Source organism: Chryseobacterium sp. CP-77 (assembly GCF_036362765.1).
GTDB lineage: Bacteria > Bacteroidota > Bacteroidia > Flavobacteriales > Weeksellaceae > Chryseobacterium > Chryseobacterium cupriresistens.
Map to the genome: position 1 here is coordinate 3,328,189 of NZ_CP143637.1, position 21,750 is coordinate 3,349,938.

At 35.2% G+C, this 21,750-nt stretch carries 22 protein-coding genes; 19 read left to right on the plus strand and 3 right to left on the minus strand.

Annotation, left to right across the window (positions count from 1 at the left end):
* Nucleotides 1–41 precede the first annotated feature (41 nt).
* From V0410_RS14750 to msrA, 6 genes are all read left to right on the plus strand, one after another.
* The gene (locus V0410_RS14750; RefSeq protein WP_330744673.1) at nucleotides 42–2,222 is read left to right on the plus strand and encodes a TonB-dependent siderophore receptor; all 2,181 of its coding nucleotides are present in this window, start codon (nucleotides 42–44) and stop codon (nucleotides 2,220–2,222) included.
* 39 nt (nucleotides 2,223–2,261) lie between these two features.
* A complete protein-coding gene (locus V0410_RS14755; protein WP_330744674.1) occupies nucleotides 2,262–3,464 on the plus strand; it encodes a PepSY-associated TM helix domain-containing protein in 1,203 nt (400 codons plus the stop codon).
* Nucleotides 3,464–5,578 carry a TonB-dependent receptor gene (locus V0410_RS14760; RefSeq protein WP_330744675.1) on the plus strand — a complete coding sequence of 705 codons (2,115 nt, stop codon included), beginning with the start codon at nucleotides 3,464–3,466 and terminating at the stop codon, nucleotides 5,576–5,578. The genes V0410_RS14755 and V0410_RS14760 overlap by 1 nt, the downstream gene beginning before the upstream one ends.
* A 50-nt stretch (nucleotides 5,579–5,628) precedes the next feature.
* On the plus strand, nucleotides 5,629–6,840 hold the full coding sequence (locus tag V0410_RS14765) for a PepSY-associated TM helix domain-containing protein (RefSeq protein ID WP_330744676.1): 1,212 nt from the start codon (nucleotides 5,629–5,631) through the stop codon (nucleotides 6,838–6,840).
* A 79-nt stretch (nucleotides 6,841–6,919) separates the two neighbouring features.
* Nucleotides 6,920–7,888 carry an ROK family protein gene (locus tag V0410_RS14770; RefSeq protein WP_110011275.1) on the plus strand — a complete coding sequence of 323 codons (969 nt, stop codon included), beginning with the start codon at nucleotides 6,920–6,922 and terminating at the stop codon, nucleotides 7,886–7,888.
* Between the two features lie 675 nt (nucleotides 7,889–8,563).
* Nucleotides 8,564–9,118 (plus strand): peptide-methionine (S)-S-oxide reductase MsrA, encoded by a 555-nt coding sequence (msrA, locus tag V0410_RS14775; RefSeq protein WP_202842326.1) that lies wholly within the window; start codon nucleotides 8,564–8,566, stop codon nucleotides 9,116–9,118.
* 229 nt (nucleotides 9,119–9,347) lie between these two features.
* Here the strand turns inward: msrA and V0410_RS14780 are convergent, their stop codons facing one another.
* The gene (locus V0410_RS14780; protein ID WP_330744677.1) at nucleotides 9,348–10,160 is read right to left on the minus strand and encodes a hypothetical protein; all 813 of its coding nucleotides are present in this window, start codon (nucleotides 10,158–10,160) and stop codon (nucleotides 9,348–9,350) included.
* Nucleotides 10,161–10,539: 379 nt separating this feature from the next.
* Between V0410_RS14780 and V0410_RS14785 the strand changes: the two genes are divergently transcribed.
* From V0410_RS14785 to V0410_RS14845, 13 genes are all read left to right on the plus strand, one after another.
* Nucleotides 10,540–10,731, plus strand: coding sequence for a hypothetical protein (locus V0410_RS14785; protein WP_330744678.1), 192 nt, complete (start codon nucleotides 10,540–10,542; stop codon nucleotides 10,729–10,731).
* Between the two features lie 44 nt (nucleotides 10,732–10,775).
* Complete coding sequence (locus V0410_RS14790; RefSeq protein ID WP_330744679.1) at nucleotides 10,776–12,416, plus strand: tetratricopeptide repeat-containing sensor histidine kinase; 1,641 nt, start codon at nucleotides 10,776–10,778, stop codon at nucleotides 12,414–12,416.
* 10 nt (nucleotides 12,417–12,426) lie between these two features.
* Nucleotides 12,427–13,089 carry a DUF5932 domain-containing protein gene (locus tag V0410_RS14795; RefSeq protein WP_330744680.1) on the plus strand — a complete coding sequence of 221 codons (663 nt, stop codon included), beginning with the start codon at nucleotides 12,427–12,429 and terminating at the stop codon, nucleotides 13,087–13,089.
* Nucleotides 13,090–13,204: 115 nt separating this feature from the next.
* On the plus strand, nucleotides 13,205–13,870 hold the full coding sequence (locus tag V0410_RS14800) for a response regulator (RefSeq protein WP_330744681.1): 666 nt from the start codon (nucleotides 13,205–13,207) through the stop codon (nucleotides 13,868–13,870).
* Nucleotides 13,871–14,008: 138 nt separating this feature from the next.
* Nucleotides 14,009–14,230 (plus strand): hypothetical protein, encoded by a 222-nt coding sequence (locus V0410_RS14805; protein ID WP_330744682.1) that lies wholly within the window; start codon nucleotides 14,009–14,011, stop codon nucleotides 14,228–14,230.
* A gap of 14 nt (nucleotides 14,231–14,244) precedes the next feature.
* Nucleotides 14,245–14,583 (plus strand): YegP family protein, encoded by a 339-nt coding sequence (locus V0410_RS14810; protein WP_330744683.1) that lies wholly within the window; start codon nucleotides 14,245–14,247, stop codon nucleotides 14,581–14,583.
* A 5-nt stretch (nucleotides 14,584–14,588) separates the two neighbouring features.
* Nucleotides 14,589–15,659 carry a type I restriction endonuclease gene (locus V0410_RS14815; RefSeq protein WP_330744684.1) on the plus strand — a complete coding sequence of 357 codons (1,071 nt, stop codon included), beginning with the start codon at nucleotides 14,589–14,591 and terminating at the stop codon, nucleotides 15,657–15,659.
* An 11-nt stretch (nucleotides 15,660–15,670) separates the two neighbouring features.
* On the plus strand, nucleotides 15,671–16,942 hold the full coding sequence (locus V0410_RS14820; protein ID WP_330744685.1) for a hypothetical protein: 1,272 nt from the start codon (nucleotides 15,671–15,673) through the stop codon (nucleotides 16,940–16,942).
* A 33-nt stretch (nucleotides 16,943–16,975) separates the two neighbouring features.
* Complete coding sequence (locus tag V0410_RS14825) at nucleotides 16,976–17,503, plus strand: SH3 domain-containing protein (RefSeq protein ID WP_216443647.1); 528 nt, start codon at nucleotides 16,976–16,978, stop codon at nucleotides 17,501–17,503.
* Nucleotides 17,504–17,511: 8 nt separating this feature from the next.
* The gene (locus V0410_RS14830) at nucleotides 17,512–17,904 is read left to right on the plus strand and encodes a DUF6804 family protein (RefSeq protein WP_330744686.1); all 393 of its coding nucleotides are present in this window, start codon (nucleotides 17,512–17,514) and stop codon (nucleotides 17,902–17,904) included.
* Between the two features lie 16 nt (nucleotides 17,905–17,920).
* Nucleotides 17,921–18,328, plus strand: coding sequence for a hypothetical protein (locus tag V0410_RS14835; protein ID WP_311228463.1), 408 nt, complete (start codon nucleotides 17,921–17,923; stop codon nucleotides 18,326–18,328).
* 6 nt (nucleotides 18,329–18,334) lie between these two features.
* Complete coding sequence (locus V0410_RS14840; RefSeq protein ID WP_330744687.1) at nucleotides 18,335–19,675, plus strand: beta-carotene 15,15'-monooxygenase; 1,341 nt, start codon at nucleotides 18,335–18,337, stop codon at nucleotides 19,673–19,675.
* Between the two features lie 9 nt (nucleotides 19,676–19,684).
* Nucleotides 19,685–20,584, plus strand: a complete 900-nt coding sequence (locus V0410_RS14845) for a hypothetical protein (RefSeq protein ID WP_330744688.1) — start codon at nucleotides 19,685–19,687, stop codon at nucleotides 20,582–20,584.
* Nucleotides 20,585–20,637: 53 nt separating this feature from the next.
* On the opposite strand, the gene V0410_RS14850 is transcribed toward V0410_RS14845, so the two are convergent.
* Both V0410_RS14850 and yihA read right to left on the minus strand, forming a co-directional pair.
* Nucleotides 20,638–21,087 carry a GNAT family N-acetyltransferase gene (locus V0410_RS14850; protein ID WP_330744689.1) on the minus strand — a complete coding sequence of 150 codons (450 nt, stop codon included), beginning with the start codon at nucleotides 21,085–21,087 and terminating at the stop codon, nucleotides 20,638–20,640.
* Nucleotides 21,080–21,703: a ribosome biogenesis GTP-binding protein YihA/YsxC gene (yihA, locus tag V0410_RS14855; RefSeq protein ID WP_202842310.1), complete on the minus strand. Its 624-nt coding sequence runs from the start codon at nucleotides 21,701–21,703 to the stop codon at nucleotides 21,080–21,082. The genes V0410_RS14850 and yihA overlap by 8 nt, the downstream gene beginning before the upstream one ends.
* Nucleotides 21,704–21,750 lie beyond the last annotated feature (47 nt).

A 21,750-nucleotide genomic window follows, 5' to 3' on the forward strand; every position in this document is an offset into this window, starting at 1 on the left:
GAACAGTTAAAAATAATATATTTGCAGAAAATTTGACTTTCATGAAAAATGTACTGATCTGTGCTTCAATGTTAGGCTCTATGCTAACTTTTGCTCAGAAAAAGGATTCTGCCAACACTAACAATATTGATGAAGTAATTATTAATACCTATGTCAAAAAAGATAGTGACTATTCTAACAAAATGCCTTTAAAAGCAATTGAAGATCCGCAGGTTTTTTCCTCGATTAACAGATCAGTCCTAGAAAACCAGACAATTTTTACAGTGGATGATGCTTACAGAAATGTTACGGGAATCCAAAAAATGTGGACAGCAACAAGCAGAGCCGGAGATGGAGGTTCTTTTGTTGTTTTAAGAGGTTTTCCCTCCAACAATTCAATGAGAAACGGCTTAGTATCACCGGTTACAACTACCATTGACGCCATTAATATTGAAAGATTGGAGGTTTTAAAAGGTCCTTCTGGAACATTATATGGAAGCAACGTTGCTTCTTATGGTGGTTTAATTAACAGAATTACTAAAAAACCATATGAAAAATTCGAAGGACAGGTAAGTCTTTTTGGAGGGAGTTACAATACTTACAGAGCACAAGCCGACATCAATGCTCCACTGACAAAAGATAATAAACTGCTTTTCAGAATCAATACAGCTTATACAAACGAAGGAACATTTCAGAAAACGGATGCTAAAAATACTTATTTTGCCTTTGCTCCATCTTTAACTTATAATGTAAATGATAAACTTCAGTTCAATGTTGAATATGAAATGTTCAACACCAGAGCGGTTGGTGAACCCTTCTTCTTTTACCTAACACCAGGTAATCTTGGAGGAATTGATAATATGAAAGACCTTGAAAAGAAAGGACTTAATTACAAAGAATCTTATATTGGAAATGATCTTTATACCACAGCAAGAGTAAATAATATCTTCGGTCAGGTAAATTATAAGATCAACGAGCATATTAAATCATCTACCAACATCAACTCTTCGAGCAGTTACTCAGATGGTTTCGGACCTTATTTCGCTGCAAGAGTAGATGCCAGCAATAATCTTCTTGTGGACAGAAATGACCAGGCGACCAGAGATAGTAGAAAATCATATTTCCAGATACAGCAGAATTTTAACTTTGACTTCACTTTCGGGAATGGAATGAGAAACAGAACCGTAGCTGGGTTTGATTATCTGAAAACAAAAGACAGATCAAGATATATTTATTTAGCGAGCGGAAATTTTGATAGTGTACCGGCTAATGGTGGTGATTATTCTGGTTTTAACGGAACTACATTAGGTGACTTATATAATGACCCCAACAAAGTTGGGCATTTTGATAGTGATGGAGATCTTAATACTTACAGTGGATATATTTCCAACGTTTTTACTCCACTTTCAGGATTAAACATTGTATTGGGGCTTAGATATGAAAACAATAATGCAGAGGAAGGTAAATATTTTATGTCCACCGTAGACCCTTATAATCAATCTGCATGGTCTCCTAAGGCTGGTGTAGTTTACCAGATTATTAAAGACAAATTTTCGATTTTTGGAAATTATCAGAACAGTTTTAAAAGCAACGGATATTTTACCACCGATCTTGCAGGAAGTATAGCCCTTTCGGATCCGGAAAGAGCGAATCAGTTTGAAGGAGGTTTCAAAGCTAATCTGATCAATGGAAAAATTAATGCTTCCGTAAGTTATTATGATATCCGAGTTAAAAATATGCTGGTAGCTACCGGACAATATACCGGGGCAGGTAAATCAGTACAAACTCAGGCAGGTGAAATTCAAAGTAAGGGTGTTGAATTGGAAGTAAATGCATATTTAATTAAGGGATTCTCTTTAATAGGTGGTGTTTCCTATAATGATACTACGGATATGGCTACAGGCTTAAGACCTGCTACAGCAGGTTCTCCATGGCTGGCTAATTTTAACGCAAGTTACCAGTTTCTGGATGGAAATTTAAAAGGGCTTGGTTTCGGAGTAGGAGGAAATTTTGCTAATGCCAACAAGATATTTAATCAATTAGATCCTGCAACCAGCAGAGTATCTACTTTCACTCTTCCTAAGTATTTTGTAATGAATGCCAATGCATTTTACGATGCCAGAAAATTCAGAGTTGGAGTAAAAGTTGACAACTTTACCAGTCAGCATTACTGGATTGGATATACAACAGCAAATCCACAGAAGTTAATCAATGTGCTGGGATCTGTTACTTACAAATTTTAAAAATCAAAGGTTAGCCCCTCATGGGGTTAACTTTTTGCTATGAGAAAAAAGCATCACCATAAAAAGAAAGTGTCTCCTGCAAAAAAATGGTCTGCCAAGCTGCATTTGTGGCTGGGTTTATCCGTTGGAATCATTGTATTTATAGTCTCTCTTTCAGGGACTTTATATGTTTTTAAGGATGAAATACAGAATAGCTTACGCAAGGAGGCCATTTACCTGAAAAAAGACGATATAGGAAAAAGGCCATTGTCTATTCATCTGCTTCGTGAAAAAGTTACGCTGGAACTTAATGAAAAATATCCCGTAAGTGCTGTAGAAATTCCTTTAGATAAAACAAAATCCTATCAGTTTGAATACTATGACAAAAGCAAAAAGGGATGGAATTATTTTCAGCAGGTACACATCAACAAACTAGTCTATGTGAATCAGTACACCGGGCAAATTCTGGCAGTTTATGATGAAAAGTATGATGTGTTCAATATTCTCAAATATATCCACTGGGGACTTCTGCTTAATTCAGAATGGGGACCGTATACTGTAGGAATCCCAACTGTTATTTTCGTCATTATGCTGATTACAGGAATCATTTTATGGTGGCCTAAAAACAAAAATGCAAGAAAAGGACGTTTTTGGTTCAATTGGGAAAATGTAAAAAACTGGAAGCGTAAAAATTATGATCTTCATAATGTACTTGGATTTTATGCATCATTGATTGCGCTGCTTCTGAGTGTTACCGGACTTTATTTTGCCTATCCCTATGTAAAAAACACTTTTACTTTTGCATTGTCCGGTTCATGGGAACCGCCAAAGGAGAAAGAAAGAAAATCCCCGGACTCTCTGATGGCAAAGAATGAAGCTGTTTTTGATCTGGCTGCGGCACAGACTGAAAAATTATATACAAAATCATCCAGCTTCAGAATGACTTTGAACGGAAAGAATAAAAAAGGAAAAGAACTGAAAAATCTCCCGGTAACGGTTTACGGAATGGATGGAAGATACAGTGAAAGAAACATCCTGACATTCGACAAATACTCCGGAAAACTACTCGCCAATAAACCTCATCACAATCTCAATACTGCCGAGAAATATTCCAACGCCAATTATGACATCCATACCGGTTCCTACTTCGGAATCATTGGAAAAGTGATCTGGTTTATAGCCGGCCTCACATGTACATCGCTCCCTGTAACCGGATTTCTGGTCTGGTGGGGAAAAAGAAAGAAAAAAGGAAAGAAAATATAATGAAAAAAGTGCTTTTATCAGCTGCCTGTTTAGGAACTGCTACGGTTTTTGCTCAGGTAAAAGATAGTTTACAAACTAAAAATGTAGACGAGGTTGTCATGACTGCTTCCAGAAAAAAGGAAAGCATAAAGGAAGTGCCAAGTTCCATAACGGTGGTAGGAGAGAAACAGATTCAGTCTCAGCTGACCGTTAACTCAGATATCACAAGCATCCTGCAGTATACCGTTCCCAGTTTAGGAACCAATTCAGGGCAGACATCCAATACAGGACAGACATTAAGAGGACGCCAGGTTCTGGTTTTGATTGATGGAATTCCACAGTCTACCCCACTTCGTAACGGAGCAAGAGATTTAAGAACCATTGACCCTTCAGCCATTGAAAGAATTGAAGTAATCAAAGGGGCTTCTTCCATTTATGGTAACGGAGCAGACGGAGGGATCATCAATTATATTACAAAAAGAAGCAAAACAGATAAAAAAATCTCCGGAATTTCACAGGTGGGGCTTACAGGGCAGCCTTATGGAGGCACTTTAGGAGTAAGAGCCAGTCAGCTTTTATCAGGAAAGATCAACAAGTTTGATTATACCCTTTCATTAGCTTACGAAAGAACAGGATATACAAAAGACGGTGATGGTGTTTTGATAAGCCCTACCTACAGTATTGCGAAGATGGACAATTACAACGGACTGTTGAAGATAGGTTATGACATCAATGAAAATCAGAGAATTGAAGCTTCTTATATTGGTTATTCTTCAAGATCAGATCTGAATGTAGGATTAAAAACAGGAAAATACGGCATCAAGCCAACGATTGGTGAAGGAATTGGGAAAGGTTTGGAAACAACTCCCCAGGGAACTCCGAAAAACCACAACATAAGAGTAACCTACGACAATAAGAACCTGTTTGCAGGAACGTCTTTGAATATCAACCTTTATTATCAGGATTTTAAAACCGTTTACGGCTACAGCGACACCTTTTTCAACGGCGGGCAGTCGAATGTAATCTCAAAAAAAGCAGGAGCAAGATTCAATTTCGATACCCAGCTTTGGAATTCAGCGAACTCTCAGGCGGAAATCATCTACGGAGCCGATATTCTGAATGATGAAACCGTTCAAAAGCTGGAAGACGGACGTTTCTGGACTCCCAATATGAATATGACCAATATTGCGCCTTTTGTACTGGCAAAAATTGATCTGTTTAAAAAAATTACCATCAAAGGAGGACTTCGCTACGAGAACATCAAAGTAAATGTTGACGACTTCAATACCCTTTCTACCCTTAAAAGTGACGGAACTTTCACGAAAAGTATTCCTGTTGCAGGTGGAAAACTGAGCTACAATGCACTGGTAGGAAATATTGGTATCCGCTATAATATTGAGCCTTATATCAACCTCTTTGGTAGCTTCTCTCAGGCCTACTCTATCAATGAGTTAGGAAGAATTTTAAGAACCTCAACTTCTGAAACGATCAAAAATCTGGAAACGAAACCGATCATCGTTAATAATTACGAATTGGGAGCAACAGGACAGCTTTCCAGTTGGTTGAATTATGAATTAACTTCTTATGTAAGCACATCGAAACTGGGAGCATCATTCGTACAAAGTCCGGACAGAGCATTAATGATTCAGCGATCTCCTGAAATCGTGTACGGAGTGGAAGGATTTTTACACTTTAGCCCTACAAAATGGATTCAGTTTGGCGGAAGCTACAGCTGGATGGAAGGAATTACTTCTGTAAAAGACGACGGCGATTATTCAACAAAAATCAACAACAGTAGAATTTCTGCCCCTAAAGTATTGGCATATGTTCAGGCCAGACCTATCCCTGCTCTATCAGTTGGGCTTGATATGCTTCACTCTTTCCAGCAAAACAGATTTGAACCTAATGCCAAGACAGGATTGTATGCTTATGGTGAAGGATATGTACCTGAGTATACTGTTTTCAATTTCAAATCCAGTTATGAGGTTAACAACAACTGGAGAGTATCATTAGGTATTGAAAACATTTTCAACAAACTGTACCAGCCTGCCATTTCATGGTGGACAGCAAGAGACAGTGATTTTACCAATGCTCTTGGACTGAGAGGAACATTCATGGTTGAATACAGATTTTAATTAAACTAAATAAAAAGTAAAGCATATATTTGCTTTACTTTTATTGTTATATGAAGAAAAAACATCATCATAAAAAGAAGCCGGGGTTCATTAAGAAATGGTCTGCCAAACTGCATCTGTGGTTCGGATTGGGAATAGGGTTCCTGATCTTTATTATCTCTATTACCGGAGCATTGTACGTTTTTAAGGATGAAGTGGAAAATATCACCCGAAAAGATGTCATCTACCATCACGAGCAAAATATAGAGCAGAAACAGGTCCTTCCCATCAGAGTAATGGAAAAGGCTGTTGCGGAACAGGTAAAAGAGAAATATCCTATCCACTGGGTAAATGTTCCTATTGATAAAAAAATGTCCTATATGTTCTTCTGGTATGAACATAATACGAATGCCTGGAACTATTTTGATGAATTTCCCATTTATAAACAGGCTTATGTAAACCCATACACCGGAAAAGTACTGAGAGTCTATGATGAGAAAAACGGATTCTTCAATATTGTAAAAATGATCCACTGGAGCTACCTCTTGAAACAGGACTGGGGAACTTATGTAGTGGGAATTCCTGTTATTATTTTTATTATCATGCTGATCTCCGGGATCATTCTATGGTGGCCCAAGAACAAAGCAGCCAGAAAACAGCGTTTTGCCTTCAAATGGAAAAATATTAAAAGCTGGAAGCGAAAAAACTACGACCTTCATAATGTACTGGGATTTTACGCATCGATCTTTGCTCTGATCTTTTCCATCACTGGACTTTTCTATGCATTCTTTGTGGTGCAGGCGATGATCTATGTGATATTTTCCGGTGGAGAAACAAAATATCCCGACTTCTCACATATTAAAACAAAGGCACCTATCGAATTGAGAACAGAAGGAACACTGGATAAAATCATCAATACAGTACAGACAAAATATCCTGAATCTTATGGTTTCGCTATCGATTTAGGACATCCGCATATGGATGACCACGAGCACCCCAACTTTGAAGTATACGTAAAGCATCTTTCTTATTCGTACCATAAAAGCAGCAGCTTAATCTTTGATGAAAACTCAGGGGAATTGCTGCACACTCATGACCCGAAAGACAAAAACTTCGGAGAAAAGGTTGTGAACGCCAATTATGATATTCACGTAGGTGCTATTCTGGGACTTCCTACCAAGATCATTGCATTTATTGTAAGTATCATTTGTGCCTCGCTTCCGGTTACCGGATTTATGATTTGGTGGGGCAGAAAAAAGAAAAAAACAGTAAAAACGGTTTAACATATTAAATAAAACCCTATTAATAATCCATTAATACAATCTTTTTTATAATTTTAGCGCCTAGAATTTAATAATAGAAATGTCATTAATAGATTTATCAAAACAAGTTGCCCTTGGAGTTGACATCGGCGGAACCAATACTAAATTCGGAATCGTAAACCACCGTGGTGAAGTTCTGGATAAAGGAAACCTGAGAACCGATGCTTATGACAAAGTTGAGGATTTCATTGATGCTTTATATGAACATGTTTATCCAATGATGGAAAAGTATGGAACTGAAGCACACTTTGATGGAATTGGAGTAGGCGCACCTAATGCAAACTACTACAAAGGAACGATAGAACTGGCTCCTAACCTTCCCTGGAAAGGCGTTATTCCTTTCGCTGAACTGATGACGGCAAAATTCAGTCTGCCTTGTACAGTAACCAATGATGCCAATGCGGCAGCTCTTGGAGAAATGCTTTTCGGAGCAGCAAGAGGAATGAAGGATTTCATCATGATTACACTGGGAACAGGGGTAGGCAGCGGAATCATTGCCAATGGAAGTTTAATCTATGGACATGACGGGTTTGCCGGAGAATTGGGTCATACGATTGTAAAACCTGGTGGTAGAAAGCACTGGAGCACGGGATCAGAAGGAAGTCTGGAAGCCTATGCTTCTGCTACGGGAATTACCATTACAGCCAAAAAAATGAGGGCAGAATTCCCGGAATCCATGTTGAACCAATATCCTGAAGATGCGATCAATTCTAAAACAGTATACGAATGTGCTATCAAGGAAGATCCTATTGCGATTGAGGTTTTCAGATATACGGGTCAGAAACTGGGTGAAGCCCTGGCTAATTTTGTTATGTTCTCTTCACCGGAAGCTATTCTTCTGTTTGGAGGAGTAATCAAAGCGGGAGATTTTATCTTAAAGCCTGCTAAACTGCATATGGAAAGAAATCTTCTTCCTATTTTCAGAAATAAGGTAAAACTGGTATTCAGTGAGCTTGACGAAGCAGATGCCGCCATTCTTGGAGCAAGTGCTTTGGTTTGGGAAAAATAACTGAACGCTATTGTAAATAATTCAAAGCATCCTTTTAGGGTGCTTTTTTTGTTTTTCCCACAGATCGCACAGATTTCACAGGTAATTATCCTGTATTTTCTTGTGCCTATTTGCTAATACATTGGTGTTATTTGTGTTTAAAATTAAATTAGCGCAATTAATATGCTTCGACAAAGCTCAGCATGACATCGCTAATACCAGCTGCTTTAAAATGTTCCGGATATCTGCCATTCACATCTTGTAGTGAAAGTATTTCCCACAGATTGCTCGGATTCTTACAGATGATTATCCTATATTTTCTTGTGGTAATTTGTGAATACATTTGTGTTATTTGTCTTTAAAATTAAATTAGCGCAATTAATATGCTTGGACAAAGCTCAGCATGACATCGCTAATACCAGCTGCTTTAAAATGTTCCGGATATCTGCCATTCACATCTTGTAGTGAAAGTATTTCCCACAGATCGCTCGGATTTTTACAGATGGTTATCCTGTATTTTCTTGTGACTATTTGTGAAGACATTGGTGTTATTTGTGTTTTAAAACCATTTGTCACATCTATCATTGTAATTTACGTTTCAGACATAAAATCGTGTTTAAATGAAAAAGTTTTTCCTATTTTTGATCAGCTTTTCCGGATAAAGGAAGAGATCATAAAACAATATAATTACCTACAATGGACAATAATAATTTAGAACAGATTACTTTCGGAGGCGGATGTTTCTGGTGCGTGGAGAGCTGTTTCAATATGCTGAAAGGGGTACAATCTGCTATTTCAGGATATTCAGGTGGACATAAAGACAATCCGACTTATCAGGAAGTCTGTACAGGAGAAACCGGACATGCGGAAGTGGTACAGATTACTTATGATCCGTCAGTTATTTCTTATGAACAGCTGATGGATGTGTTTTTCTTCCTTCATGATCCTACTCAATTGAACAGACAGGGAAATGATATCGGAACCCAGTACCGTTCTGTTATTTACTATAAAGATGATGCAGAAAAAGCAAAAGCTGAAGAAGCCATCAAGGTATCTCAGGAATCGGGAAGATGGGCAGGTACCTATGTAACGGAATTAACGAAATTCGACAAATTCTGGCCGGCAGAACAATATCATCAGGGGTATTATAATGAAAATCCGACACAGCCGTATTGCAGCGCTGTAGTGGGACCAAAAATCCAGAAGTTCAAAAAGCATTTCGGGGAATTGGGAATGCTGAATGCAGAGTAAAGTCTTACATTTTTAAGTTTTGGCTAAAGCCGGATCTGATGATATGAATTTAGTTAAGCGGACAAAAGTCCGCTCCTACTGATACTTAATATTATTCCAGAAAATGGAATCCTGACAATTATAAGCTAATAAAAATATAGAAGCGAAGAGGTCCCTCTTCGCTTTTTTGTTTACCATAAAATGGGTAAGGATTTGTTTTAGTTGAGTTTAAAATTATTGTGAAGGAAATTTATTTTTCAATCAGGTAAGGCTCTGAATTTTTCCCGGCGTATTTTGTGATCATATGACTCGTTGCATTTTTCAAACTTTTGCCATTATCTGGATTTATTCCATCCATTGTAAAAAACTCTACCACATTATCATATTTTGTGTACCAAGAACTCCCTAATCCATTTTCTACCGTTAAAGTATCTGGTCTGGTAATTTTCTTAAAATACTTCAACTTGACAGTATCAACGGGTATTAATTTGTGTTTTGGGTTTTTATCATCGCAGGATGTTAGCTTATATTCATCCCCATCCCAGTACATACATTTATTCTCTTTACCAAATTTTATACCTCCATTTCCACCATAAGAAAAACTTGCAAATAAAATTAAGACCATAGCTCCTATCCCCATGCCGTTTTTTGCCATCTGTGGAATGTTGAAGACAGGTTGGTTCTTTATCACTATCATGATATTTGACATTTTGTCAGAAAATGAATTGCCTTTATTCACTGTGACATTCACTTCAGTATCTTCAGTATTATTTACACAATGTACTTTTCTTTCTTCTCGGTAATGTTTGAAATCATCAAAACCTAAATACCTGCTGAATAAGTCTAATGTAACCGGCTTTATAGTTGCATCCTTATCCAAGTCTACAATAGATTGATAGTACCCCAGCATTGTTCTATAATTAAGATTGATCTTAAAATCCCTAAGAAGGATAACTTGTAAATACTTTAATATACCACTTATAGACGTTCCTGAACCATCTTTTTCAGCCTTAGCATATACTTCTTGAAGTAATTTTTTTTTCTCTTGTAAATTTTTTGCCATGATCTTAGTAATTATTTGGAAAAATAAAAAGATTTCATAAGAAAAATATGCGGAAAACCGTAAATATCAACATTTTAAAGTTTCCAAAATCTTACCAAAAAGCTACTACCCCCTGCTTTCCATTTTGATGCAATTTTGTAATCGAGATCAGGGACAATTACAAACATTAAAATAAAATCTAAAAACTCTGATTTCAAAAATCACCAGATAAAACGGAGGAAAACTCCGGATTGGGAAGCAGATGTTTCTCCTCCGTTTTTGAAGGTTCACTTCCCTAAAAAATTAAGAAGCGCTTCGAAATTTTAATTGTGTACAGCCTGAGATAAATACTTCTCAGGAGGAAGAAAAACAGTCAAAAAACTTCTAAAATTTTAAGGAAATGATAGAGATCATATTGATGCTATTCGGCTTAGCATTCTCAAACAATAATACTAATGCAACAACTACAGACGATAATAACCCAACTACTGAAACGGTTCAGCCTCAAAGTGGAGCTACAGATCCTGTAGGAGGAACAGGGGAGAGCGATACAGGAGGAGAAACAGGAACAACCCTTCCTCCTAAAAAATAGAAATTTTAACCACTCTTTAGAGTGGTTTTTTTTATTTTAGTAAAATGATACGAAATTTATTATTTTTCCTTTTTTCATTCTGTCTCGTTGCTTCATGCAAGGATACACTGGAAACGAATAATGACATATTAAAAGCTGATAAATTATACGAAGAAGGTGTTAGGCTTCTTGAAAAAGATGATGTTAAGGCCTATTTAAAGCTCCAAGAAGCTATAAGTTATTATAGCAAAAAAAATGATTTTTCTAATATTTCTAAAAGTTTAATTGTACAAGCAAATGCTCAAAAAAACAGAGGTGATTTTTTAGGTGCGGAATCAACATTGGTAGAAGCACTAAAAATGATGAAGGAAAATGATGAAAGCCTTTATGCATTATATGATACTATGGCTAATTTAAAGTTAAATCAAAATCAATATCCTCAGGCAATTGAATGGTATGATAAAGCGCTCTCTGTTAAAATTGAATCTGAACAAAAGCGGCTAAGTATATTAAACAATAAATCTGTAGCAGTATATAAATCAGGGAAATATAAACAAGCATTGAACATTTTACAAAAGCTTAACTTATCAAGCCTTTCAGATTTAAATTTAAAAAATAGAATTAAAGATAATATTGAATATATAAAATGGCTAGACAACAATAATACAGATGCTCAAACTAACATAGAAAATATTCTAAAACTTAAGTTAGAAAATAATGACCTTTGGGGAGCTAATTCAAGCTATGCTCATTTAGCAGAAATTAATAAGAAATCAAATCCAGAGAAATCACTTTATTATGCTAAAAAAATGCTTGATATCGCTCAAATAAACAAAAGCCCTGAAGATAGACTTGAAGCTCTTGAAAAAATAATTTATGTAGATAAGCCAGCAGATATAAATAATCACTTCCGAATATATAAAAATCTATCCGACAGCATACAGGCCAGTCGTAATGATTACACTAATAAATTTGCTTTTATAAAGTATGAAAATACAAAAGTAAAAGCTGAAAAGGCTGAAAAAGAAATTCAACTATTATGGCAATATATTCTTTTGGGATTACTTATTGCCCTACTAATTATTATCATTATTTTATATAAAAAAAGACAAAAAAAGCTTGAACAAGAAAAAGAAATCGAGGTAAAAAACACCCAGCTTAAGATGTCTAAAAAAGTGCACGATGTGGTTGCCAATGGTATTTACCAGGTGATGACAAAAATTGAAAACCAGGAAGATTTTGACCGGGATAAAGCGCTTGATGAACTGGAATTTGTGTATGAAAAATCAAGAGATATTTCCTACGATAAAATTGGAGAAGAAAAAGAGTTCAGCAAAGTTATCTCAGAGCTTATTGCTTCTTTTAATAATGATTCCGTAAAAACCTTTACCGCAGGAAACAGTCCTGCGATCTGGGAGTCCGTTTCTCCCACAGTAAAAGAGGAGGTTTACCAAATGATCCGTGAGCTGATGGTGAATATGAAAAAACACAGCCGGGCCAGTCATGTTGCGGTTAAATTTGAAAAAACAAACAATGTCGTTGAAATTCAGTACAAAGACAATGGAATAGGAATTCCGGGGGATCTTGTTTATAAAAACGGCTTACGTAATGCGGCATCCCGTATTGAAACAATCAACGGAACCCTTACTTTTGAAACAAAAATTGAAAAGGGGCTGAAGGTCAATCTTTCATTCCCTGTTTCCTAATTATGCAGCCATGTTCAAAAAAGTTTTAATCGTTGAGGATCAGGAAATAATGAACCTAGGAATCCTGAATACAATAAAAGAGTTAAACATCCTGGATTTTGATTATGTAACCTATTGTGATGAGGCATTAGGCAGAATCAAAACAGCTTTTGAAAGAAAAAATCCGTATGATCTGCTTATTGCTGATCTATCATTTGACAAAGACCATATTCCTCAGAAACTTCATTCCGGACAGGAGCTTATTCTTGAGGCAAAAAAAGTTCAGCCAGCTTTAAAAGTGATTGTTTTTTCTGTTGAAAAAAAAGCAAAAACAATTGACGATCTTTATAAAATATATCAGATTGATGGATTTGTAAGTAAGGCGAGGCGTGACGGACAAGATCTGAAAAGCACAATACACAAAATCTTTAACGGAGAAACCGTAATTCCCCAGGATGTTCTGAATAAAATGCGCCATATTTCTTCCGAGTTTGATGTGTATGATATCAAATTGCTTGAGCTGTTAGCCAAAGGCTACAAACAGAATGAAATAAGCACTTCTCTGAAACAGTACGGAATGATTCCATATGGCATCCGGTCTATTGAAAGGAGACTGAACGAACTCAGGGACAGTCTTGGCGCAAAAAATAACATTGAAATGATCGTCATCTGCAAAGATATCGGTCTCATCTGATCAGGTCTGCTGAAATATCATTTTTTTGTCCCTTTTACGTGAAACCGTAATGACTAAGAATTAAATGAATATACTTTTGGGGTCTTAACCCATTTTTTAATTAAACCGTATAACCATGTTCAAAAAAATTTTAATTGCCGAAGATCATGAAAGCATCAATATTTCTGTTCAGAAAACTCTTGAGGAGCTGAATATTCCTACAGTAGATTATGTATATTACTGTGATGATGCTATAGGAAAAATTCAGAAAGCATTACGGGAAGAATATCCTTATGACCTGTTGATTACAGATCTGTATTATGAAGATGATCATCATGAGCAAAACCTTAAAGACGGAAAAGAACTCATCAGAAAAGCAAAAGAGATACAGCCTGATTTGAAAGTCATTGTATTTTCGGCAGAACATAAAACGGGTGTAATAGAAAATCTTTTTTCAGATTATAAAATCAACGGATATATCCGTAAAGCCAGAAACGATTCAAAAGAACTGAAAAAGGCCATTGCATCTGTATATATCGGCGAAAACTATTTATCTTTTGATCTGAAGCAGGATATGAGAAAGTTCAACAGCTATGAGTTTTCTACATTTGATATCACCCTTGTCTCTCTCCTTTCTAAGGGAATCTTGCAAAAAAACATTCCTGCCCACCTCGAAGAAAGAAATATTAAACCCTCCAGCCTGAGCAGCGTTGAGAAGAGATTAAACAGTTTGAAGGAAGACCTTGAAATAAACAGCAATGAGCAGCTGGTAGCCTTCTGTAAGGACATTGGGATTATATAATACACAATTCATTTTACATATAGCCTTTCAAAAAATTTGAAAGGTTTTTTTATTTTTTGCCCGTTTTACGGTTTTCCGTAATAGATTGAAATCTAATGCTCATATTTTTGGACTGTTAAACAATAAACAATTTTTATTATGAAAAAGGAATATTACCTTAATAAGAAGCAGCAGTCTAATGGAGACTATGAAGTACATGCAAGTTCATGTCGATTTTTACCATCTTCTGAAAATAGAATTTATTTAGGTAGTTTTTATACTTGTCAGGAAGCGGTAAATGAAGCGAAAAAATTATTTCCAGCTCAAAGAACCAACATCAACGGATGCTATTACTGCTCAAATGCATGTCATACAAGTTAAATAAAAAATTAATCATGGGAAAATTCGTAATCACACAAAGAGTCAACAAAGAGTATCAGTTTAATCTGAAAGCCGGAAACGGCGAAATCATTCTAACCAGTGAAGGGTATGTTCAGAAAGCATCCTGCCATAAAGGTATTGAATCTGTAAAAGTCAATTCTCAGGATCTTTCAAGGTACGACAGAAGACTTGCAAAAAATGGAAAAGACTATTTCGTTCTAAAAGCAAGAAACGGTGAAATTATCGGGAACAGCCAGATGTATAGTACAAAATCCGGAATGGAGAATGGGATAGCTTCTGTAAAATTAAATGCCCCGACAGCTGAAATCATTGACGAAACTTTAAAAAACTAAACACTATGGATCTTAAAATTAAACTGGAGCAATTGCAGCAGAAAGTAATGGGGCTTAAAGACCAGATCGGAACTGAAGAAGCCACAAAAAATGCCTTCGTAATGCCTTTTATACAAATTCTGGGATATGATATTTTTAATCCCACAGAAGTGGTTCCCGAGCACGTTTGTGATATCGGAACAAAAAAAGGAGAAAAGGTAGATTATGTGATCAAAAATAATGATGAACCTATCTTCATTATCGAATGTAAACACTGGAAGGAAAGTGCAGATGCCCATAATTCACAGCTTCACAGGTATTATCATGTTTCGAAAACAAGATTCGGAGTTTTGACCAATGGTATCGTGTATAACTTTTATACAGATCTGGAAAAACCTAATATTATGGATGAAAAACCGTTTTTCACCATTAATATTGAAGATCTGAAAGACAGTTCCATCAAAATTCTTGAAAATTTCACCAAGAAAGATTATAACCTGGAAAGCATTCTTGATTCTGCAGAAGCATTAAAGTATATCAAAGCCATCAGAAAAGAATTCGAAAAAGAAATTGAAAATCCATCTGATGAATTGGTAAAACTTTTAGTAAACCGTTTCTTTGAAAAGCCTTTAACGGCTAATAGAATGATTTCTTTTAAAGAGTATGCTAAAAAAGCATTAACTACTTCTATTAATGAATCGATCAGTTTCCGGTTAAAGTCCGCATTGAGCATCAATGAACAAATAGAAAAAAAGGAAGACGATGTGAAAACATCACAGCCTATTGATCAAAATAACGATTCTAGAATTATCACCACAGAAGAAGAGTTGGAAGGGTTTCAGATTGTAAAAGCCATTCTGAGAGAGAAAATTCCTTCTTCCAGAATTGCCTATCGGGATACTTTATCCTATTTCGGGATTTTATTGGATGACAATAACAGAAAACCACTTTGCAGATTACACTTCAATACAACAAATAAATATCTGGAAACTTTCCACAACGGAAAAGAAGCAGGAGAAAAGATTTTATTGAATACCCTTGATGAAATCTATAATTACAGAAATCAGCTTCATCTGACGCTGGAAAACTATTCATAAAACTAATAGCCATGAAAACTTTTATAATTATTCTGAAAGCTTTACGGTGGATTTTGGGTGTTTCATTTCTTCTTATTTCGTTAGGTCTTTTAATAGAACAGAGTTTTGAGGCATCAATTGTAATGCTGATATTGGGTATATTTTTAATCCCGCCAACAGGTAATTTTATTACTAATAAAATAAGAATGATCAATCTTGATGGAACTCATAAAATCTTACAAACCATAGACTATTCTGATCTTCATACTATTTTACCCGTCTATCAACAAAATGTATTAAACCACAAAAAAGTATTAACTGAAAAACAAAAATTAAGGTTTGGGAGAAAAATTTATTATAATACCCTTTGTAATGCTATTTCAGATTTTAATCTCACCCAAAGCAAAATTCTTAAACTGAACGAGATTAAAGTGTATTTCAACTTATCTGATCAGCAAGTACTGTTAGAAAAAAATAGGATCTCAGAAAAAACGGTAAAAAATCTGGTTCAGAAATGTTATGAAGATCGTGTACTGACTGATTTAGAAGAACAGCAAATTACAAACATGGCTAACTTTCTTCAATTTCCGTTAAATAAAGCAGGAGAGATCAAAAATAAAATCGCTTTTTCATTATTCAATAGAATACTTGAAGAAAAGATATCTGATAACCGCCTTTCTCCAATAAAAGAAACAGAGCTGAAACAGGCGACAAGAAATCTGAAAATTGACCATCAGAGCATTAAAGTATATCTTTCTGACCGAAAAATTAAAAGTTTACAGCATGCCAAGTTATTATGGAATCTTGACCATGGTATTTTTCCAGTTATTTACAATCCTTCCATAACGTTAGCAAGAGATGAACAATGCTATTTAAACGTTAATGCAACTCTTATTGAAAACAAGCTTGTTCATGCAGGATATTCACGCACAAGTACCGGTGTTTCCTTCAGAGTTATGAAAGGAGTAAATGCCAGAATTGGCGGCGGAAGATACCGTCCCGTAAAAGAAAATATAAGGGAGACTCATCCTGGAACTCTATATCTTACCAACTCAAGAATTATTTTCAATGCCGGAGGGAAAAGCTTCCAAATTCCTTTCTATAAATTGATTTCCCACAACGCAAGAGGAGGAAATCTTGAATTGGTAATCCAAAATAAAAGCTATTCACTGCGTGTAAATTATAAAGAAACTGAAATATTCACACTTGCATTATCAAGTTCTCTCCGACAGTACAAAAATGCCAATGATTATCTAAAAATACAGGCGATGAGAGAAATCTCTATGAATGAAAATTTCATCTGAAGATAAAATCAATTAACTATTAATATTCTAGACATGAAAAAACTAATCTCGTTCATCATACTTACCTTCAGTATATTTATTTTAAATTCCTGTTTTAAAGCCAATGACAATGTAGGACATGGTGGAAGATGTACAGGTTCTTCCTATTGTACAGCCTGTTCAAATTGCTCAAGATGCGGGCACTGCAGTGGTGGTGGAACGTGCGGCGTTTGTGGAGGAGGTTCTTCCGGAAGAAGCTCTTCATCGGGTAATTCCAGTAAAAAAAGTAAGTCTGGAAAATACAAACCTTCTGATTCTTATAAATCCACCAAAGCAAAATCAAGTAAGCCCCCAAAGGTATATATTGACAAAGTTAATGTCAATATTAATTCCAATAATAGAAATATTGCAGAAATTAAAACCATAAATATTTTTGAAAAGCCCACATCTAAATCCAGAATAATAGCGATAGTCCCTAAAGATACTAAACTGATAAAGTTGTCAACAGAAGGATCTTGGTACAAAGTAAAGGTTAAATCAAGAGGAAAAGAAGGTTATGTTTTTAATAACGATCTAAAATAATCAAAAAAATGAAACCATTTCTCACCTTCTGTGCGTTATGCTGTTTCGCTGGTATTTTCAAACTTCCTATAGAATATTATACTTTCCTTAGAATTATTATTTCCATTGGAGCTTTATGGGTTTTATACAATACGCTGAGCTCTAAACAACATTATTTCAGTATACTATTTCTAATCATTCTCATTCTTTTCAATCCCGTTTTCCCGATTTATCTGTATCGGAAAAACATTTGGATCCCGATTGATATTATAACGGGAATTTTATTTCTGCTGATCAATTTCATAGAAAGAAAAGAACAAAAAAAAGAAGAAAAAGAAATTATCGAAGAAACCTCAGAGCACTTACCTCCCATACACCAAAGAACTGTTTCCAGAGACAGAATTATTAATCCTAAAAAATAAGACAAGAATAACCATCATGGAAAACAATCAAATAACAGAAAGCCTCAAAGCTCACTTTCTAAGACTCTATCAAATGGCAATCTGTGATGACGATTTCAGTGCATTAGAGCTGAAAATGCTTTATAAATGTGCAGAAGAAAGAGGAATTTCATCAAAAAATTTAGACGACATACTCTTAAATCCTATCAATTTAAAATCATTGATACCCAAAACGATCGAAGAAAAAGTTGATTATCTGTATGACCTCACCGTCATGATCTGGGCCGACGGAGTCGTTTCTCCGAATGAATATTCTGCCATGCAAAAATATGTTCTGATGTTTGGATTTCTTGAAGAAAATACAACAGCTATTGTAGATTACCTCATTGAAGCCATAAAAATTGGCAAGAATAAAAGCGAAATTTTATATGAATTAAAAAACTAACACATCATGGATACCACCAGCATAAAAAATTTATTCAAACTCAAATCCGTTCCGATAGAACCAACACCGGAACCGTTTCCTCAAAACAATAACAACCCGGACAATGAATCTATGGAAGAAACCCGGAAAAGAACCTATCATGAAGCAGGATACAGAGACAGTTCGCGAACCAATGGAAACCACTCTACCCTATCCATTTGTCTGGATGCCGTTTATTCAAAATTTCAGAATGAAGAAAAAGAAATGGTTGAAAAGCAGAAAAATCTGAAAGAATCCTATGTAAACGAACAGAAAAACCGGGAAACTGAAATCAAAGCTTTATTCGTTTCACAGGAGACCAAAGAGGAACAATTAAAAAACAAGAGCACAGAAATTGAGAATCATCAGCATACCATTGAAACATTAAAAGCTGAGATCCTCGATCTTCCCAGAAACCCGGAAAAATATAATGTAAAAGCTACAAGAGGTGCATCTGCAAAATTCTGGATCGGCCTGATTCTTTTGATTCCCATTACTCTATATTTAACAACATTTTATATATCAACATCATATTCAGCTTTCTTTAAAAGTTTCGATGCTAAAAGTACTATAATTCAAAGTGTTTTAGATGCCCAAGCTTTCAGTAAGGCATGGAACGAAGGAGTTATTGAAGGTGCTTTTGTTACTCTTATTCCGTTTGTATTTCTTGGATTAGGTTATTTAATTCATATGTTCTGGGAGAATAAAACGAGAGCCAACTATATCAAGCTTGGATTATTATTTATTGTAACATTTATTTTTGATTGCATTTTAGCCTACGAAATTGAATCAAAATTATATGAATTAAACAGAACCTTTAATTCTCCATCTTTTGATCTTAAGATTGCTTTTACCAAAATTCAGTTTTGGGGAATTATTTTTGCCGGATTTATTGTTTACATTATTTGGGGGCTGGTTTTTGATTTTGTAATGAAAGAACATCGTGAAAAGGATAAGATTAAAAACGAACAGGAAATCAGACAGAAAAAAGTCGAATTCTTTCAGGAAAAGATTAATGTTTTGAAAAAAGAAATTGAAGAAATCCTTGCCAGTATCGGAACGATAAAAGAAACCGTTATCAAGACACGAGGAAGAATCGAAGAGCTTCAGAATATTATCGACGGAGTCATCATTCCAACCAAAGATTACAAACTGTATGCTTCGGAATATGTTCAGGGCTGGATCACTTTTATCGGTGAAAAAATAGCCGTTTCAAGAACGGAAAAACAAACAATGATTGACGACTGTATTGTCACCTACAATACCAATTTAGAAACCGTAGGTGCTAATTCCGACAATCAGAATTTAGTGTACTTATCATCTTTATAACTGAAAATTATGAAAAAGATATTCTATTTATTATTCATTATTTCTTTGGCTTCTTGCTGTAAAGGTAAAGATGACGGAACAGAGATAGAAAAGAAAGATACTATTGTTGTTGATTCAAACAATATCAATCTCAGCATCCTGATTGATCTTTCAGACAGAATTGATCCTGCAACCAACCCTAATCCTACAATGCAATATTTTCAACGGGATACAGAGTATATTAAAACCATTGAAAAAGGATTTTTAAATCATGTTAAATCAAAAAAGATCATCACTTATGACGATCAGATGCAAGTTTTCTTTAATCCTGAGCCTTCAGACCCAAAAATAAATGATTTCACAAAAGAGTTGAAAATTTCTTTTAATAAAGATATTCCAAAGAGCTATTTTGATTCTGTTGATAAAAAATACTCAGAATTACCTATAAACATTTATCAGTCAGCTATAAAAGACGGCAAATATGTCGGTTCGGATATCTGGGAATTCTTTAAAAACAAAGTTAATGATTATTGTATCAAACAAGATAAAAGAAACATTCTGTTCATTCTGACAGATGGTTATATGTATCATCAAAATACCAAGTTTGAAGAAAAAAAAGAAAATTCATATAAAACTTCCTATTTAACAACCAAACTTATAAAAGCCAACAACCTAACAACATCTGGTTTTAAAGATGCTATTGAAAAAAACGGCTATGGATTTGTAAAAGCAAATGAAAACCTGAGTAATCTCGAAGTCATTGTTTTGGGAATCAATCCCGAAAAAGGAAATCCTTTCGAAGAAGCTGTTATTAAAGAATATTGGGAAAATTGGTTTAAAGAAATGAAAATTAAAAACTGTCAGATCAAATCTGCTGATCTTCCTTCCAATTTGGAGCCTATTATTTTAAAAGCAATTGCAGGAAAATAAAAACACACTCAATATATTTAATTAAAAAGCGAAGAATACATTTCTTCGCTTTTCTATTTTCTTATCATTTCCGTATGCGGAATATCATCTTCCAGATATTTTTTCCCCGTATCTACAAATCCGAATCCGCTGTAAAATTTTAAAAGATAATCCTGTGCGGATATTTTGATTTCAGAAGTGTGAAAACGGTTTTCTATAGTTTCTACGGCATATTGTATCAACTGCTTACCCAGACTTTTACCTCTCGCCAGCTCTGTGGTCAGAACCCTTCCGATAGAAGTTTCATCATATTTTATCCCTTTATCAAAAATCCGGCAGTAGGCCAATATCTGTCCCTCTTCTTCAGCCCAGATATGAACGGCTTTCTGGTCATAATTATCCAGATCAGGATAAGGACAATTTTGCTCGATAACGAAAACATCAATACGAGCTTTCAGTACTGCATATAATTCCGGAACAGTAAACTCCTCAAATGTTTTGATTTTCCAGATCATATTACTCATCAAAACTTATATTATTATTAGTTAAAAACTCATTGGTCTTTTGGATAAAGTCAAGAATTTTATCTCCTCCTTCTTTCTTTTCTGCTGAGGTGATATACAATTCGGGAAGATCTTCCCACGTTTTATGAAGTTCAGCTTTATAGTCTTCAACATTTTTGATAACAGCATTCGGTTTCAGCTTATCTGCCTTTGTGAAGACAATGGAAAATGGTATTCCGCTTTCACCACACCACTGGATAAATTCCAGATCAATTTTCTGCGGAGTATGCCTTACATCTACCAATACAAAAAGGTTGACCAGATTTCTCCTGTTCAGAATATAATTGGTGATCAGCTTTTCAAAATCCTTTCGCTGAACTTTTGAAACTTTTGCATAACCATATCCGGGTAAATCGGTAAGATACCAGTTTTCGTTCACTAAAAAATGATTGATCAGCTGGGTTTTCCCGGGAGTCTGCGATGTCTTGGCCAGATCTTTATGATTCATCATGGCATTGATCAGTGATGACTTTCCTACGTTCGACCTTCCGATAAAAGCATATTCGGGAATATTGGGTTCAGGGCATTCCTGCCATTTTCCACTGCTCTTTACAAACTCTGCTGTTTTGATAATCATTTTTGAATGTATTTTAGAAAAATAAACCATTAAGAAAAGCTCTTAAT